Annotated in this window: 12 protein-coding genes; 7 read left to right on the forward strand and 5 right to left on the reverse strand. The window is 41.9% G+C overall.

All coding sequences use genetic code 11. The features are described 5' to 3' along the window. The first annotated feature begins 64 nt into the window (after positions 1-64). Positions 65-829, forward strand: coding sequence for a patatin-like phospholipase family protein (locus tag MuYL_RS16060; protein ID WP_094571528.1), 765 nt, complete (start codon positions 65-67; stop codon positions 827-829). Between the two features lie 123 nt (positions 830-952). Further along, positions 953-1,816 carry a universal stress protein gene (locus MuYL_RS16065; RefSeq protein ID WP_094571529.1) on the forward strand — a complete coding sequence of 288 codons (864 nt, stop codon included), beginning with the start codon at positions 953-955 and terminating at the stop codon, positions 1,814-1,816. Between the two features lie 7 nt (positions 1,817-1,823). On the opposite strand, the gene MuYL_RS16070 is transcribed toward MuYL_RS16065, so the two are convergent. Next, entirely contained in the window at positions 1,824-3,647 is a 1,824-nt protein-coding gene (locus MuYL_RS16070) for a DNA topoisomerase 3 (protein ID WP_094571530.1), read from the reverse strand. Positions 3,648-3,739: 92 nt separating this feature from the next. Continuing rightward, positions 3,740-3,982, reverse strand: a complete 243-nt coding sequence (locus MuYL_RS16075; protein ID WP_094571531.1) for a hypothetical protein — start codon at positions 3,980-3,982, stop codon at positions 3,740-3,742. A gap of 187 nt (positions 3,983-4,169) precedes the next feature. Between MuYL_RS16075 and MuYL_RS16080 the strand changes: the two genes are divergently transcribed. Beyond that, positions 4,170-5,414 carry an arsenic transporter gene (locus MuYL_RS16080; RefSeq protein ID WP_094571532.1) on the forward strand — a complete coding sequence of 415 codons (1,245 nt, stop codon included), beginning with the start codon at positions 4,170-4,172 and terminating at the stop codon, positions 5,412-5,414. A 33-nt stretch (positions 5,415-5,447) separates the two neighbouring features. Here MuYL_RS16080 and MuYL_RS16085 read toward each other — a convergent pair whose 3' ends face one another. Beyond that, complete coding sequence (locus MuYL_RS16085; RefSeq protein WP_094571533.1) at positions 5,448-6,632, reverse strand: proline dehydrogenase family protein; 1,185 nt, start codon at positions 6,630-6,632, stop codon at positions 5,448-5,450. A 151-nt stretch (positions 6,633-6,783) separates the two neighbouring features. Here MuYL_RS16085 and MuYL_RS16090 point away from each other — a divergent pair, with 151 nt between their 5' ends. From MuYL_RS16090 to MuYL_RS16100, 3 genes are all read left to right on the forward strand, one after another. After that, complete coding sequence (locus MuYL_RS16090; protein WP_094571534.1) at positions 6,784-6,990, forward strand: RNA-binding S4 domain-containing protein; 207 nt, start codon at positions 6,784-6,786, stop codon at positions 6,988-6,990. A gap of 2 nt (positions 6,991-6,992) precedes the next feature. Further along, entirely contained in the window at positions 6,993-8,051 is a 1,059-nt protein-coding gene (gene aroB, locus MuYL_RS16095) for a 3-dehydroquinate synthase (RefSeq protein ID WP_094571535.1), read from the forward strand. Positions 8,052-8,136: 85 nt separating this feature from the next. Continuing rightward, positions 8,137-9,033 carry a sterol desaturase family protein gene (locus tag MuYL_RS16100; protein WP_094571536.1) on the forward strand — a complete coding sequence of 299 codons (897 nt, stop codon included), beginning with the start codon at positions 8,137-8,139 and terminating at the stop codon, positions 9,031-9,033. Between the two features lie 287 nt (positions 9,034-9,320). Here the strand turns inward: MuYL_RS16100 and MuYL_RS16105 are convergent, their stop codons facing one another. Both MuYL_RS16105 and MuYL_RS16110 read right to left on the reverse strand, forming a co-directional pair. Further along, positions 9,321-10,955 (reverse strand): RagB/SusD family nutrient uptake outer membrane protein, encoded by a 1,635-nt coding sequence (locus MuYL_RS16105; RefSeq protein WP_094571537.1) that lies wholly within the window; start codon positions 10,953-10,955, stop codon positions 9,321-9,323. A 21-nt stretch (positions 10,956-10,976) separates the two neighbouring features. Further along, positions 10,977-14,210, reverse strand: coding sequence for a SusC/RagA family TonB-linked outer membrane protein (locus MuYL_RS16110; RefSeq protein ID WP_094571538.1), 3,234 nt, complete (start codon positions 14,208-14,210; stop codon positions 10,977-10,979). Between the two features lie 746 nt (positions 14,211-14,956). Between MuYL_RS16110 and MuYL_RS16115 the strand changes: the two genes are divergently transcribed. Continuing rightward, positions 14,957-15,865: an ABC transporter ATP-binding protein gene (locus MuYL_RS16115; RefSeq protein ID WP_094571539.1), complete on the forward strand. Its 909-nt coding sequence runs from the start codon at positions 14,957-14,959 to the stop codon at positions 15,863-15,865. Positions 15,866-15,868: the final 3 nt, after the last annotated feature.

Consider the following 15,868-nt stretch of genomic DNA (forward strand, 5'->3'; position numbering starts at 1 on the left):
GACAAAAGCAACATCAGATAAGTGTATTAACTTAGTCCGGAAAAGTTTAATAGTAAATATCTATATGAAAACAGGACTAGTACTTTCGGGCGGAGGCGCGCGCTGCATTGCACATCTTGGTTTGTTACATGGCTTGGAGGAAATGAACATCCGTCCGGGGGTGATCTCAGGTGTCAGTGCCGGTGCGCTAATTGGCGCGCTGTACGCTGCCGGCAACTCTGCGTTAAAAATTCTTGAGATGGTGAAGGAACATAGCTCCTTCAGTGTGTTAAAAACCGTGTTATCTCCTGTGGGTCTTTTTTCATCTGCGGGCATCAGGGAGGTATTAAGGTCAGCCATCCCTGTTGATGATTTCGGCGCACTGCAAATCCCTTTGTACGTAACAGCCACCGACCTGGATAGTGGCGTATCCGCTACTTTTTCAAAGGGCCCGCTATTTGAAACGGTAGTTAGCTCAACGGCCGTTCCGGGAATATTTCAGCCGGTTAACATTAACGGGCTGTACTATGTTGACGGCGGCGTGCTGGATAATTTACCGGCAAGCTGCATCAGGGACAAGTGCGATAAATTAATAGGTTCACACGTAAACAAACTTTACCCCCACAAACCTAAAAAATGGGGACGGCTGGAAGTAATGGAAAAATGTTTCCACCTGGCCATTGGGCATACTGTGTTAATAAATTCATTGCTTTGTGATGTTTTTGTGGAACCCTACCTTGGCGGTTACACTATGTTTGAAACAAAATATGCGGATAAAATATTTGAAGCAGGCTACCTTGCTGTTATGGAGAAAAGGGAGACAATTGCATCATGGAACCAATCATCTTAGCTATATGATAGTCAGGCTAATTTAATATAGTGCTTTTAATCAAACCGATAAATGACCGCAATCATTTAATAATAAGCAGATTACTTGAATATTTGGATTACACAATCTTTATTAATCCAGACCATGAAAAATATCCTGGTACTTACTGATTTATCTGAAAATGCTGCCCATGCGGCAGAATTAAGTGTAATATTCGGCGGCAAGCTGAATGCCAACCTGCTGTTATACCATACCTTCCTTGGAGCTGTAGTGATTCCCAATTATGAAGGCGGGCCGCTGGCTTCCAACGCTTCCATTGAACTTGAGGCAGAGAGCAGAGCACATTTAGATAAACTTGCCGGATACCTGCAACCCTTTATTGACAAGCTAGATAAGTATGGCTATAAACCGGTGATCAGCTGCCAGCTTGGTGAAGGCAGCCTCGGCGGTAATGTTTTAAGCCTTATTGAAACTAAAAACGTTGAAATAATTGTAATGGGTGCCCGGTCAGGCAGTTCACTTGAACACATATTACTTGGCAGCGACACCAACGCCGTTATGCAAAAAGCCACTTGCCCTGTCTTAGTTGTCCCCATGGAGTCCAATCTTCAAAAATTGACTAAAGTGGTTTTTGCTACTGATTTTGAGGCCGAAGATATAGTAGCCATTCAATACCTTGTTAATCTGGCGAAGCTATTCGATTTTGAGCTGGAGATTGTTCACGTAGCACTGCCCGGTAAAAACAATGAATATAAAAAGGATTTGCAGTTTTCTCTTAAAGCAGAAGTGTCAAAACTAACCTATTCACACATCGTCTACAAAAACGTGCGCGGAAACAACGTGATTAAAAGACTGAACCGTTTATGCGAAGAAACCGACGCCGGCATACTGGCCCTCTCCCATCATCAACATTCATTTTTCGGACGGCTGTTGCAAAAAAGCACAACAAAAGAAGCATTATCGCTACAAAAAATCCCGTTGCTGGTATTTCCTTTAAAAACAACGTAGATTTTAGTTAGGTATTCTTCATTAAAGTGCCGGCTTGCAATAGCTCACGGGTAATGGTACGCGTGTAGGTTTTTATCTCCTCCTGGAAGTCCGCAACAGAGGCACCGGACCTAATTTCTTCCAACCGTTTTTCCCAGGTACCCGTCAGTTCTGCCTGTGCTATTTTTTGGCTTTTTACCACATTGTAAACGGAAAGACCTGTAGCTGTTGGCACCAGGTTCTTCTTTTCGCGCAGGATGTAATCTCTTTTTATCAGGGTTTCAATTATTGCAGCGCGGGTTGCGGGTGTGCCCAGTCCGCTTTCTTTCATGGCATAGCGTAGTTCTTCGTCATCTATTTCTTTCCCCGCTGTTTCCAGGGCCTTTAAAAGGCTGGCTTCATTATATAACGGTTTGGGTTTGGTCTGTTTTTCTAATAAGGCCTTATTGGTTACCGGCAGGTGTTCGCCCTGCACAACTTTTGGAAGGGATGCATTCTCTTCGTCTTTTTTCTCTTCATCGGCTTCATTAAATATCGCGCGCCACCCCGCAGTATGGATCACGGTTCCGCTGGCCGTAAATTTACTGCCCGATTCTACGGTGATCTTAGTTACTTCCTTAATACAATCCTGGTTAAATGCCTCCAGCATCCTGCCAACAACCAAGTCATAAATGGCCTGCTTGTCCGGAGTTAGCTGGTGTGCCGTTTCCCCTGTAGGCAATATGGCATGGTGATCTGTTACCTTTTTGGCATTAACACTACGTTTGTTCAGCTTGCTTTGCAGCAATAAGTTTGCCTGTTTACCAAAATCAGGATGGTTTGTAAATTTGGCGAGCAATGCAGGTACTTCGGCAAATACATCATCCCCTATATATCTGCTGCCTGTACGTGGATAGGTAACCAGCTTGCTTTCATAAAGGCCTTGTAACAGGGTAAGCGTTTGGTCGGCAGTAAACCCTTTCTTTTTATTAGCTTCCTGCTGCAAGCTACTCAAATCATGCAGCAGCGGCGGCGGCTCTTTGCGGGGCTTGGCTTCCACATTAATAACGTATCCGCCGGTGGGAAATCCTGATGCAACATCTTCAACATCATCAATTATCTTTTGCGCCTCTTCCTTTGTTTTATAGCTTTCAACAGACATTGCACGAAAGGTTTGCCCTTCTTTATCTACCTGTATAGCAGCCTGGTAATAAAGTTGCGGCACAAAATTCTTATTTTCCAAAAAACGGGAGCAGATCATTGCCAGCGTTGGGGTTTGCACCCGCCCCAGCGAAAGCACAGCTCTTGTGCCTGACGATAAGCTGAGCGCCTGCGTGGCGTTCATCCCAACCAGCCAGTCAGACTGTGAACGGCAATGCGCCGAATTGAAGAGCGTATCGTAGTCAGATCCCGGCTTAAGGTTCCTGAATCCTTCCTTAATGGCTTCGTCAGTTTGCGAGGAGATCCACAAACGCTTAAAAGGCTTTTTACATTTTAAATAGTAGTAGATATAGCGGAAAATAAGTTCTCCCTCGCGCCCGGCATCCGTAGCCACTATAATTTCTGTAGCTTCATCAAAAAGCCCTTTAATAATATCCAGTTGTTTTTTTACAGAGGGATCATCAACCATGCCTTCTTTGGTTTTTACCTTCCTTATAGAAAGCTTAAACTTTGGGGGCAACATCGGAAGGTTTTGAACATTCCAGCCGTAAAACCCATACTCCTGCGGTGGGGCAAGCTGCAATAAATGCCCAAAGGCCCAGGTAAAAGTATAACCTTTGCCCTCCATATAGCCATCCTTTTTGGTGGTGGCGCCAAAAACTTTGGCAATTTCTCTGGCAACAGATGGTTTTTCGGCGATGATTACTTTCATGAATGGGGCCGAATGTAGGCAATCAGGAACGCCGCTGCAACGGTTGTTGAAAAATGGCCCGGCTTAAATCACCCAGCCATAAAAGCGTTTAGCTATTTGCTTTGCCAATGATTTTTCAAATCACGGTAGCTCTCCAGTTCATCAAATGATAAATGGGGAATAATATTCATTGATTTTCCGTCCAATCCATTAATTACATAGTTACTTTTTACAGCAGTATCAAAAAATTGGATAGTGTACTTGTCTTTTATATTGTCATTGCCTTTTACTATTTCAGAAAACCTGGTCTTAAAATTCTCTTTTTGAAGTACTGTGGCCGGAAGTTTTGCTGCCATAAATAAAATAAGTTTTTGTAAGATAAGGATTTATTGGCGCATTTGTTTGGTTTTCATAAAATTACCTCTAAGCCGCTCCTGCTGAGCATTGAAATATCGCAACAGGTTATGGAAAAACTTCATAAATAAAAAACATCTGTCGTTATTTCTGTTTTTCATCTGAATTTACATCTTTGACAAATATTACATGGCACACCTGTTTATCTGGATCATATCATTTTTAGCTATAGCAGGCGTTATTATCCGGCCATTTAAGGTGCCCGAATTTATTTGGGCTTTAGCCGGCGCCATTTTACTAATAGCAACAAAGCTTATCTCGCCCTCCGAAGGCCTAAGCGGTATCAATAACGGCACCGATGTTTACCTGTTTTTAACCGGAATGATGCTGCTTGCTGAAACAGCAAGAGAAGAGAAACTATTCGACTGGCTGGCTGCGCATGCCACAAGGCAGGCTAAAGGATCAGCGGGCAGGCTTTTTCTTTTGATTTACCTGGTAGGTATTCTTGTTACGGCATTTTTATCAAATGATGCAACAGCAGTTGTGCTCACCCCGGCCGTAGCGGCTGCGGCTAAAGCAGCTAAGGTAAACAAGCCGCTTCCTTTTTTACTGATCTGCGCTTTTATTGCCAATGCAGCATCGTTTGTTCTGCCTATATCCAACCCTGCAAACCTGGTAATATACGGCAGCCATATGCCATCGTTGTTACATTGGCTCCCAACCTATATTTTGCCATCCATTGCTGCCATTACAGTTACTTACTTTGTGTTACGCTATACCCAGCGACATGAATTAAAGCAACCCATAGCAACAGAAATAGAAATCCCTGCGCTTTCACAGGGCGGGAAAACGGCAATAGTTGGCATTATTGCTACAGCCTTAATTTTGCTTGCTGCTTCGGCATTTGATGTTCAGCTTGGCTTGCCCACAGCTATTACCGGCGTACTTACATCGGCAATCGTAATTTTACGGGCTAAAAAAAATCCATGGTCGGTCGTGAAGGGGATTTCATGGTCGGTACTGCCGCTGGTTGCGGGGCTGTTTGTGATAGTTGAAGCGCTTGATAAAACAGGTATAACGCATACCCTTGCCGCTTTGCTTGAGCAGGGTACAGCCAATTCTGTTACCGACACAACGTGGAGCAGCGGATTGATTATAGCCGTTGCCAGTAACCTGATGAACAACCTGCCTGTCGGTCTGATAGCAGGGAACGTATTACAGGCCGTCCACATACCCGAAATCATAAAAAGTGCCGTACTGATAGGTATAGACCTGGGGCCAAATCTTTCTATTACGGGCTCCCTTGCTACCATTTTATGGTTGGTAGCCTTGCGCCGCGAAGGAATAAGCATTAGTGCGTGGGTATTTTTAAAACTCGGCGTTTTAGTTATGACAACGGCACTTGTATGTGCGATAGCTGCACTTTGGGTATAACAAACTGATTGAAACCCGGACCAACAAAATTAATTACCGGGCTATCTTTCTCCTTTCAACCTCCTTTACAATCAAGCTTAATTCCCGGCTCATCTGCCCGGCAATAGCGGTGTTTTCCTGTGCCCTCCTGAATAGGTACGGCAAAACAGCTTTAATAGGCCCATAAGGAACATATTTTGCAACATTATAGTTGGAGTTGGCAAGGTTAAAGCTCAAATTATCGCTCATACCCAACAACTGCGAAAAATACACATGCGGGTTTTTATGATCAATTTTTTTTCTATCCAAAAGTTCGGCCAATACGCGGCAACTTTCTTCATTATGTGTCCCTGCAACAAAAGCAAGCGTTTCAATATGATCGGTGCAATAATCAAGAGCGGCATCATAGTCTTTATCTGATGATCGTTTGTCAGGCTGAATCGGCGATAAGTATCCCATTTCTTCGGCGCGTTTACGCTCCTTTTCCATATAGGCACCACGAACCAGTTTGGCACCTAATATAAATCCACCTTTAACGGCAATAGCATGGTCGTTTTTTAAGGAGGCCAGTTTATCATGACGGTATAGCTGGTAGGTATTATAAACTATCGCCTTTTCTGCATTATACAGGTGCATCATGTCCAAAGCCAGCATATCAATTGTCTGCTGAATCCAGCTTTCCTCGGCATCAATCATTACTGGTATGCCCACCGAATGTGCCTTTTCACAAATAGCAAGTACCCGGGCCTGAACTTTTTCCCATTCCTCCTGCTCGGCTATGCTCAGTTGTGCCTTTGCGTCAAGCTTCTCCAATAACGAGAAACGGGCCACGCCTGTAACCTTAAAAACCGTAATGGGTACCGCTTTATCCACTGCGGCCCTTTCTATTGTGCGGATAATTTCATCGCGGGTATTATCAAACACAAGTTCGTCGTCCTCACCTTCTATCGAATAGTCAAGGATGGTACCTACACCACCAATATTTAAGTTTTTTATGGTTTTATCACATTCAGCAATGGTTTCGCCACCGCAAAAATGTTTAAATATAGTTGCTTTAATAAGTCCCTTAATTGGCAGGCCAATTTTTATAGCCCAATTAGTAATTGGAGGCCCTATTTTAACTAAAAAGTTAACGTTGATCACCCTGAATAACCAGTACGCACGTTTAAGGTCGGAATTTGAAGAATGACGGAAAGCAATCTCCGTATTTTCAAAGGATAAGTTGTTTTTTTCGATCATGGTCAGTTAGTACATGATTCATATTTAACAGTTGATAATAAATGGGAAATAACCCTAAATTATGATCTGTGAAATATAAACCAGTTTGCAAAATTATAAATTGCAAGCCAAATATCTCATTATTCGTTGAATAGTTTATTTTTGTTGCCTGATGATAGAATTTAAAGTTACCGGCGACTACATCCCCATGATCCAATTGTTAAAAGCTGTGAACCTGGTGCAAACCGGCGGCGAAGCGCAAATAGTTGTTACAGAGGGCGAAGTGATGTATAATGGACATATTGATTACCGCAAACGTCTTAAGGTAAAAAAAGGAGATACAGTTGAATTCAGGGGTGAAACTATCAGAGTTATATAATTATGAAAACCATTCAGAGCGATAATTACCCCATATACTTCGAGGACAGTATAGCGGAACTCGAAAAGTTTGTTAAGGCCGGCAATTATTCAAGATCGTTTATATTAACAGATGAGCATACTTCAATTGATTGCCTCCCACTCATCCAGGCACAGTTTGCAGGGCATGAAAACTTTGATATTATAGAAGTTAACTCTGGTGAAGAAAGCAAGACTATTGATTTTTGCATCGGGATCTGGAAAATGCTGATTGATTTCGAAGCGGATCGTAAAAGCCTTCTGATCAACCTCGGTGGCGGCGTGATAACCGACATGGGCGGATTTGCTGCCTCAACCTTTAAACGTGGGATAGATTTTGTGCACGTTCCAACTACCCTCTTGTCACAGGTAGATGCCTCTGTAGGCGGCAAAACGGGGATAGATATGGATAATATTAAAAATATCATCGGCACCTTTACCCAGCCAAAGGCGGTATTTATCGCAGATGAATTTTTAAAGACACTACCCGCAAGGCAAATACTGTCAGGAACTGCCGAAATGCTTAAACATGGTCTTATAAAAGATGCCGCTTACTGGGCAGCATTAAAAAACAGCGACCTGAGCATACCTTCGGCCGAACTGATTTACCGGTCTGTTGAGATCAAAAATGAAGTTGTTATTGAAGATCCTAAAGAAAACGGAATTCGTAAGGCCCTTAACTTTGGGCACACCATTGGCCACGCGGTTGAAACCAATTCACTGATAAATGACAAAGATCCTTTAACCCATGGTGAAGCCATAGCGTTGGGGATGATCTGTGAGGCCTATCTGTCGCATAAAAAAACCGGACTAAGCAGTGATCATTTAACTGAAATCGTAACGGTAATCAACAGCCTGTACCCAAAGTATAACCTGGCGGCTGCTAATTATGAAACCTTGTGTGCCATTATGCTGAAAGATAAAAAGAACCAAAACGGAAAAATAAATTGCACATTATTGACAAGCATAGGCCAATGCAGCCTTGATAATATATGTACAGATGCCGAACTTTGCGAAAGCTTAGCCTGGTATGCAGCTTTATAATTTATAGTCAAGTGTTCTATTTTCGAGCAAGCAGATTTTGCAAATCCGAAATCGAGCACTTGAAGGTCTAAAATTCTGAATAAATATGTTCCACCCCGACATACGACAAGAAACAGCAATACTATTGGTAGGACTATTAGTAGTAATGACCGTGCTTGAAATGTGGTTCAGCTATCGCGAAAACCGCCACTATTACGAAAAAAGAGACACCCTTACCAATATTTATTTAACCACGCTGGCTTTCCTGCTAAATCTTGCCGTGGGCGGAAGCACTTTTTTTATACTTAATTTTGCCGGGCAATTCAGGCTGATTGAAATACATAATACCGCTATTTACTGGATAGTACTGGTGGTGGTACAGGATTTTTTGTATTGGGCATTGCATTACACCGGGCACTATTGCCGCCTTTTTTGGGCCATACATGTAACGCATCATTCCTCAACGCATTTTAATTTCACTACCGGTTTCCGTTCTACTGTTTTTGAACCGCTTTACCGGGTATTCTTTTACCTGCCCCTGGCCCTTATGGGGTTCAATGCGGTCGATATCCTTTACGCTTACTTAATTACCCAGCTTTATGGCAACCTTGTGCACACGCAGTATAAAATACCTTTACCAAAATGGTACGGGCTTATATTTGTAACGCCATCGCACCATAGGGTGCACCATGCCTCTAATATCCCCTACCTTGATAAAAACATGGGCATGGTATTAATTATCTGGGACCGGATGTTTGGTACCTTCCGCGAAGAAAACCTGCCTGAGCCGGTTAAATATGGACTAACCCATCAACCGGATGACCTTGGCCCTGTAAACATTCTTTTTCACGAATGGAAGGCTTTGCTCGCTGATGTAAAAAAGGCGCCTACCTTTAAAATTAAACTGCAATACTTTCTTAATCCTCCGGGCTGGAGCCATGATAGCAGCAGCCAAACGGCGCGCACGCTGCAAAGGGAGTATAAAGATCAGCATTCTGGCTAATTTATTACGGCTAACGCCAAAGTAACTTATACTGTTTAACCTAAATCCTACTGCCAAAAAAAAGCAAGTATCGTTTGCCATTGCTTAAATTATTGAACCTGGTAAGCAGCTATACAATTTATTAAGGTCCAATATGCGCTCCCAACGTTTCGTATGCGAAGCAAAATATCGTGAATTACTTTTATAGTCAATCACCTTTTTCCATCAATCGCCGTGTAATAAAAAAAGCCGCTCCGGAAACCCGGAACGGCTAATTAACTACTATTTATGTGGAACGGATTCCCTTATTAATTTGGATTTTTGATTGGTGCACTTCCTGAGGCAGGCGGGTTCAATACAAACTCATCAGCCGGAACATCCCAGTAATCAAGGAAGTTATAGTTAATGGTTACGTGAGTATTTAATTTGCCTTCTGAGGTGTAAACTACACAATTGGTGCGGCCACCGCCTTTGGAAATGTCATAAATAACTCCCCATCTGCGTGCATCGTAAAATGCAGTACCCCTGAACAATAAAGCCAGGCGCCTTTCTTTACGCAACTCTTCCAATGCCTGAGCCTGATTTAAACCAGTACCTGATACTTTTGGAAGGCCTGCACCCTGGTAAGTCCTTACATTATCAACACTGGTTAAGCCGGCGTCAATTTGCCCGGTGTATATTAGCGCTTCGGCTTTCATCAATTCGTTTTCTTCGTAGCTGCCGGCCATATAAACTTCCTGGTTACCTGGTGTTTTATCAGCAATCTGCAGCGCGCCATTGTTTGGCGTTGCGTCAAGCTTGGCATCATATAGCTTCCACCTGGTGCTAAAAGTAAAACCGCCCACCTGGTTAACAAATGGCGTAACCTGTAAAAAGTTCTTGGCTAAACGTTTGTCGTCAGGTTTAATATCCTGCACTAACCGCTCACTTATCGTAAAGCTACTTGCTGTTTCATCACCAGAAGTATTGGCAGCAACTGAACCGCCACCGGCAGAAAACACATAGTTATTGGTTGTGCTCCATCCGGCAAATACGTTATCTCCAGACTGGATACCTGAATTTACTAACGTAAGTATAGCTTGCCAGTTAGCGGCTGTCATAGCAGACGTGCGGGTATTAACCAGCAGATTACGCGCCAATAAAGTATTTATACTACGCACAAACATTGCCGGCGTTGGCGCCTGCGCATTACCCACCTGGAAAAAAGTAGGTAATAAAGACTGCATTAAAGTGGTATAAGTTGCAGTATTGCTGATAGAAGTTAAAAGAGAAGCGGCCTGTTGCAGATTTTTATTTGACTCCTCAATCAAAGCTGCGCTGTGAACATATACATTGCTGGTTGCGCTTATGGAGTTATTGATAATTCCCGCGTAATAAACTGAACCTAACCTTGCATAAGCATAACCTTTCCACCAGTATGCCCATGCTTTATAAGTGGCCTGTTTTGTTGCGGCATCACCTGTCAATGGGACAGTGCCTGCAAGTGCAAGAATCTGGTTGGCGGCGTTGTTTAGGCCATACATGCTTTGCCACTCGTAGTAAAACATGTTGGTACCCTGCTTGTCGCGGGTATTATTAAGCCTCAAATTCGCAATTTGCGGCTGGGGATTAGTCAGTTTTGTGCCGTCATCCAATATAGCATATTCTGGCACGTTAACCAGGTTGACGTTTTGATTGGATGCCTGTGCTGATACGTCATCGGCAAGTAATTCATGGTAACCATAGCATAGCGAGAAAAAGCTGTCGCCTAACCAACCATCACCATTAACAAATCCATTAATATACACACTTCCGGATGCAAGAGAAGTAAGTCCGCTTTCCGTTTTTGCCTGCTCAAGTGTTGGTGAATTGGGGTTTTTAACATCCAATTGCTTCTTGCATGATGAGGACACAACTATGCCGGCCATTATAGCCGATGTTATTATATATTTATATTTTTTCATTTTTTTTCGATTAAAATTCAATTAAAACCCAAGATTTAAACCGACCTGATATGATTTGCTGTTAGGCGTTGAATCATGATCCACTCCCCTGTCGAAAGGCGAGTTAGAAGCACCGGAACTAACTTCCGGATCAAAGCCTGTGTATTTGGTAAAGGTCAAGATGTTACGTCCCGTAAAAGTTAAAACCGCTCTTTTGAACACTTTTCCGCCAATTAATTTAGAGAAATCATAACCCAGATAAATGTTTCTTAACCTAAGGAAAGAAGACCCTTCATAAAAGTAATCTTTAGTTCCGTTACGTGCACCGTTTCTTGCACCAATAATATCAGCATAGGCACTGCGGTAATAAGCAGTATAAGCACCGCTTGTACCGCCAATGTTAACCGCTTTATCATAATCGCCGCTGATACCATCTCTGTATTGCCATTCTTTTGTTTGGTTATAAAGGTGGCTGCCATAAACCCAGTCAAACTGAAAACCGAAAGATAGCGCCTTGTAGGTGAAGTTATTAATAAACGACGCATTGAATTTAGGGTTTGGATCGCCTAAAGGAAGTGCCTCACTTCCGAATTGAATTGCTTTGGTAGCTATATTCACTACCCTGCCATCAACAATGGTGTATTTTGAATAATCTGCAGGCAAAATGTACGGTACACCTGCACTGTTTGTTTCGGTTACGCTTGTTAAAGCTTTATTACCATAGATCTGGCCGATTTTCTGTCCGGCGATCAGAGATTCCTGGGTGCTTCCCGCAGCTGTTGACAGGATAATAGGGGCACCGCTTGTGCTGGTAATAGTGGTAGTTTCGTTGCTAAAGTTGGTAGTAAAATGCCAGTTAAAATCCTTGCTCCTTAAAATTCCTATATTTAACGAAGCCTGGAAACCATGTGACGCCAGTCCGATGGCATTTGTTAAAATTTTGTTACCACCGGTTGAAGGCGCTGTATTAATACTGTATATAACATTATTGGCTTTTCGGTTCCAATAGGTGCCGCTAACATTAATTTCGCTGAACCAATTGCCGGAAGCTCCTTTAATACCGATATCGGTACCAATTTCATATTCTTTTGAAACCTCCACCTTCAGATCAGGGTTTGCAAGCGAAGTCGGTAAATTAAATGTTAACGCCGAACCCAAATTTTGTGGGTTTATGGTTGGATATCTGTCAAACGGCATTGGCTGTGTACCCGCTTCACCAAAACCTCCTCTAAGCTTAAATTCAGGAATTGCGTTTCCAAGACTTGAGTTTTTCCAGAAATCAAACGAAGATGGCCTGATGTAACCGTTTACGTTAGGAAAAGTGAACGGTTTTGAACCACCACCAAAAGCCGATGAATAATCGCTTCTGAAACCACCACCAATACCGCCATAATCACCAAAATCAATTTTTTGGTTTACAATAAACCCGTAAGTGATGAATGGCGTTGTATAATCGTACGATACAGCCTGGGTTGCAGTTTGCTGAAAGTTATAGATTGCATATTGAGGCAACTCTAAACCATAAGTATTATACTGTTTGTCAACATTCTTGCGGTAGTCATAAGCCAGCAATGTACTGGTTGTGATCGGCAGGTTGATATGGAAGTCTTTCTGGAAATCAGTCTTGATATTTGCAGAACCGTTAAAGTTTTGAAAAACAGTGGTGCTGGTATTTTTATCAAGCTCCCCATTCGGATTAGCCGCAAAAAAACCATAATATGAACCCAAATCCTGCGCGGTTAACGTGTTCGATTGATTTTTGAAGATTATATTTTGATCGGTATGCTGATAGTTTAAGCCATATTTGGCACTTAATGTAATAAATTTATTGATCTTATAATCCGCCATTATGCTTTGTAACAGATCCTCGCGGTTAGACACCCGGTTTGCCCACTGGGTATAATAGTTAGGGTTTGAACCGTTCACACTCACTGTACCTGAATTTAATGATAACGGATAGCTTCCGTCGGCATTTTTCTGGTTAAAGTCATAATATGGCGAGGCGTTGAGTACGTCAAATATACCGCCTGCATTACCTATCCCGTAATTTGGGTTAAGCGTATTTTTGGTGTAGATAAGCTGTGTCACCGAACGAAGTGTAAATCCTTTAAATAGTTCGGTACCTAAATTTAAGGTAAGGTTTGTTCTGTCGTTATAACCATTGTTGCGGATATTACTTTGTTGGTGATTATTTGAAACCGTTAAGTTATAATCAGTTTTATCGTTCGCACCTGAAACAGCAACACTGTTATTTGAGGTATATGCTGTTTTGAATAATTGAGCCAGGTGGTCGTAGTACTTTAAATTGGTACCATATTGCTGGTGGGCAATATTTAGCGGATTAGACATAGCTGTAGGGTTACCATTGCCGGGGTCTGCTCCGTAAGCCCACTGGATGCCCTGGTACCTGCCATCCGCATCGCGAACAATAGGATTTCCGCTTGCGTCAATGAAAATTCCGTTTGCATCAACTTTAAAGCTGCTTAATTTTGCCTGGTGCACATTCCCCTGGTTTATATAATTACCTGCGCTGTAGCTTGATATAACATCAATGCGGGTTTTTCCAACTTTCCCTTTCTTGGTAAAGATCTGGATAACGCCATTTGCACCTTGTGCACCATAAATTGATGACGCGGCAGCACCCTGAACAATCTCAAGGTGATCAACAGTAGTAGGATCAAGCTGGCTTAAGTCAGTTGTTCTTGATTCAATACCATCAACCAGGATCATTGGAGCAGTACTTCCCTGCACAGTGTTTATACCGCGTAATAAAATATTGGTTCTGGCACCCGGTGTACCATCAACAGATGAAATCTGCGCACCGGGAATTTGACCAACAAGGCCCTGATCAATTGAGGCCTGTGGTGATGAAGTAAGCGCTTTGCCTGAAACAGCCTCAACTGAGATCCCTAATCTTGTTTTACTGGTAGCCACGCCAGAACCTGTTACTACAACTTCGTTGAGTTCCTTAAAATCAGAAACCATTGTAACATTCAAAACACCGCTTGCCGGGATAGGTAAACTAACTGTTTTGTAGCTGATAAATGAAAATGTTAAAGTAGTTGCCCCGGCGGGAACAGCTACACTGAATTTTCCCTGGGCGTTGGTTTGTGTACCGTTGTTGGAGCCTTTTGCTACCACAGTTGCCCCGGGGATAGGTAAACCGTCATCTTTTGCAACCACGGTACCTGTTACAGTACGGGTTTGTGAGTAAGCATGGTTACATGCAAATACCAGCAAAAGGAAAAAAATACTGTTAAGTAATTGTTTCTTCATGTGTTAATTAATTTGTCAGTTAATAGTTAACCCAAGATAGTCGTGTAAAAATTATGTTACAATAGTTTTAAAATAATTACTATTTTGGAAAAATAATGACAGAAATTTAGTGTTTAATTAACACTATCTTAAATTAAGAGTATTATTTTTTTATTTAATTTAAAAAAATACACGTTTCAAAGTATTGAAAAATTATTTTTTTTTGCTTTTATTGATAAAAAAATTAAAAACCTGTCACATTTTGATTTTAAAATCGTCATATTATATTTTTTACACTGGTTTTTTTACTAATAAATGCAATATTTTTATAGCTTAATTCATTTTATAAATAAATAGCAATCAAAAGCAACAAAAATTAAATAAATTACTACAACGCAAACGATCAGCAGAGAACAAACCTCTTTATCATTTATAATTTGTGAATATTATTCATTTATTGCGCTATAAAATGAATTTCTTAGAATTTTGTATCAGGTATTGCATTTTAGAGTGTCGCCGCGTGATACCTATCTCATTTTTGGCAGCACGTTCCAAATAGCTTTAACACAAATCATCAGTTGATTAGCAAGCCAGAAATAACCGGTTGGATTAAAATATAAAAAACGTACTTAGATTTGTGTTTTGCTTAACTAAAAAGCATCAATTCGAAGGATTGTTACCATCACCTACATGCATTTATTTAAAAAATGTAACATTCTTAAGCATTTCGTATCTTAACACAAATTACAAAACTATAACCTTTCCATATGTTAAGCATCCGCAATATTGTTAAGCAATACGCCGGTCACCGGGCGTTGAGCGATGTAAGCCTTGAAGTTAAAAGCGGGCAGATCTTTGGCCTGCTGGGGCCCAACGGCGCCGGCAAAACTTCCCTTATCCGCATCATTAATCAGATTACTGCTCCGGACAGCGGCGAAGTTTACTTTAACGACCAAAAGCTGAACCAATCGCACATAGACCGGATCGGTTATCTCCCCGAAGAACGTGGGCTGTATAAAAAAATGGAAATAGGCGAGCAGATGATCTACCTGGCCCGGTTAAAAGGACTAAGCCGCGATGAAGCTGTGCGAAGGCTAAAAATCTGGTTCGATAAACTGGGAATGGAAACCTGGTGGAAAAAGAAAATTGAAGAGCTTTCAAAAGGAATGCAGCAAAAGGCGCAGTTCGTTGCAACCGTATTGCACGAGCCGGACCTGATCATACTGGATGAACCCTTCAGTGGTTTTGACCCGGTAAATGCCGAAATAATTAAAGATGAAATCCTTGAGCTCAACCGCAAGGGCGCCACTATTTTATTTTCAACCCACCGCATGGAATCAGTAGAGGAACTTTGCGACTCTATAGCGCTGATTCATCAATCGCACAAAATTCTTGACGGCACGGTAAAAAGTATCCGCAATTCGTATCGCAGCGCCACTTACATGGTTGAATATAACGGGCCTCAATTAACATTTAACGGAACACAACCATTTGAAGTAATTGAAGAGCACTCAGGCGGTGAAGACGAGCAAACCATCAAAATAAAACTAAATGGCAATAATAACTCCAACGATGTGCTGCAATACCTCATACCAAAAACACGAATCAATATGTTGCAGGAGGTAATTCCAAGTATGAACGAAATTTTTATAGAACAAGTAAATTTAATCCGTTAAGCC

The sequence above is a fragment of the Mucilaginibacter xinganensis genome (assembly GCF_002257585.1).
Classification (GTDB): domain Bacteria; phylum Bacteroidota; class Bacteroidia; order Sphingobacteriales; family Sphingobacteriaceae; genus Mucilaginibacter; species Mucilaginibacter xinganensis.

Excerpts from the sequence above, each read along its gene's own strand:
- MuYL_RS16060 (WP_094571528.1), top strand. The coding sequence starts at position 65 with ATGAAAACAGGACTAGTACTTTCGGGCGGAGGCGCGCGCTGCATTGCA.
- aroB (WP_094571535.1), top strand. The coding sequence starts at position 6,993 with ATGAAAACCATTCAGAGCGATAATTACCCCATATACTTCGAGGACAGT.
- MuYL_RS16070 (WP_094571530.1), bottom strand. The coding sequence starts at position 3,647 with ATGAAAGTAATCATCGCCGAAAAACCATCTGTTGCCAGAGAAATTGCC.
- MuYL_RS16100 (WP_094571536.1), top strand. The coding sequence starts at position 8,137 with ATGTTCCACCCCGACATACGACAAGAAACAGCAATACTATTGGTAGGA.
- MuYL_RS16115 (WP_094571539.1), top strand. The coding sequence starts at position 14,957 with ATGTTAAGCATCCGCAATATTGTTAAGCAATACGCCGGTCACCGGGCG.
- MuYL_RS16065 (WP_094571529.1), top strand. The coding sequence starts at position 953 with ATGAAAAATATCCTGGTACTTACTGATTTATCTGAAAATGCTGCCCAT.
- MuYL_RS16090 (WP_094571534.1), top strand. The coding sequence starts at position 6,784 with ATGATAGAATTTAAAGTTACCGGCGACTACATCCCCATGATCCAATTG.
- MuYL_RS16105 (WP_094571537.1), bottom strand. The coding sequence starts at position 10,955 with ATGAAAAAATATAAATATATAATAACATCGGCTATAATGGCCGGCATA.
- MuYL_RS16085 (WP_094571533.1), bottom strand. The coding sequence starts at position 6,632 with ATGATCGAAAAAAACAACTTATCCTTTGAAAATACGGAGATTGCTTTC.
- MuYL_RS16080 (WP_094571532.1), top strand. The coding sequence starts at position 4,170 with ATGGCACACCTGTTTATCTGGATCATATCATTTTTAGCTATAGCAGGC.
- MuYL_RS16075 (WP_094571531.1), bottom strand. The coding sequence starts at position 3,982 with ATGGCAGCAAAACTTCCGGCCACAGTACTTCAAAAAGAGAATTTTAAG.
- MuYL_RS16110 (WP_094571538.1), bottom strand. The coding sequence starts at position 14,210 with ATGAAGAAACAATTACTTAACAGTATTTTTTTCCTTTTGCTGGTATTT.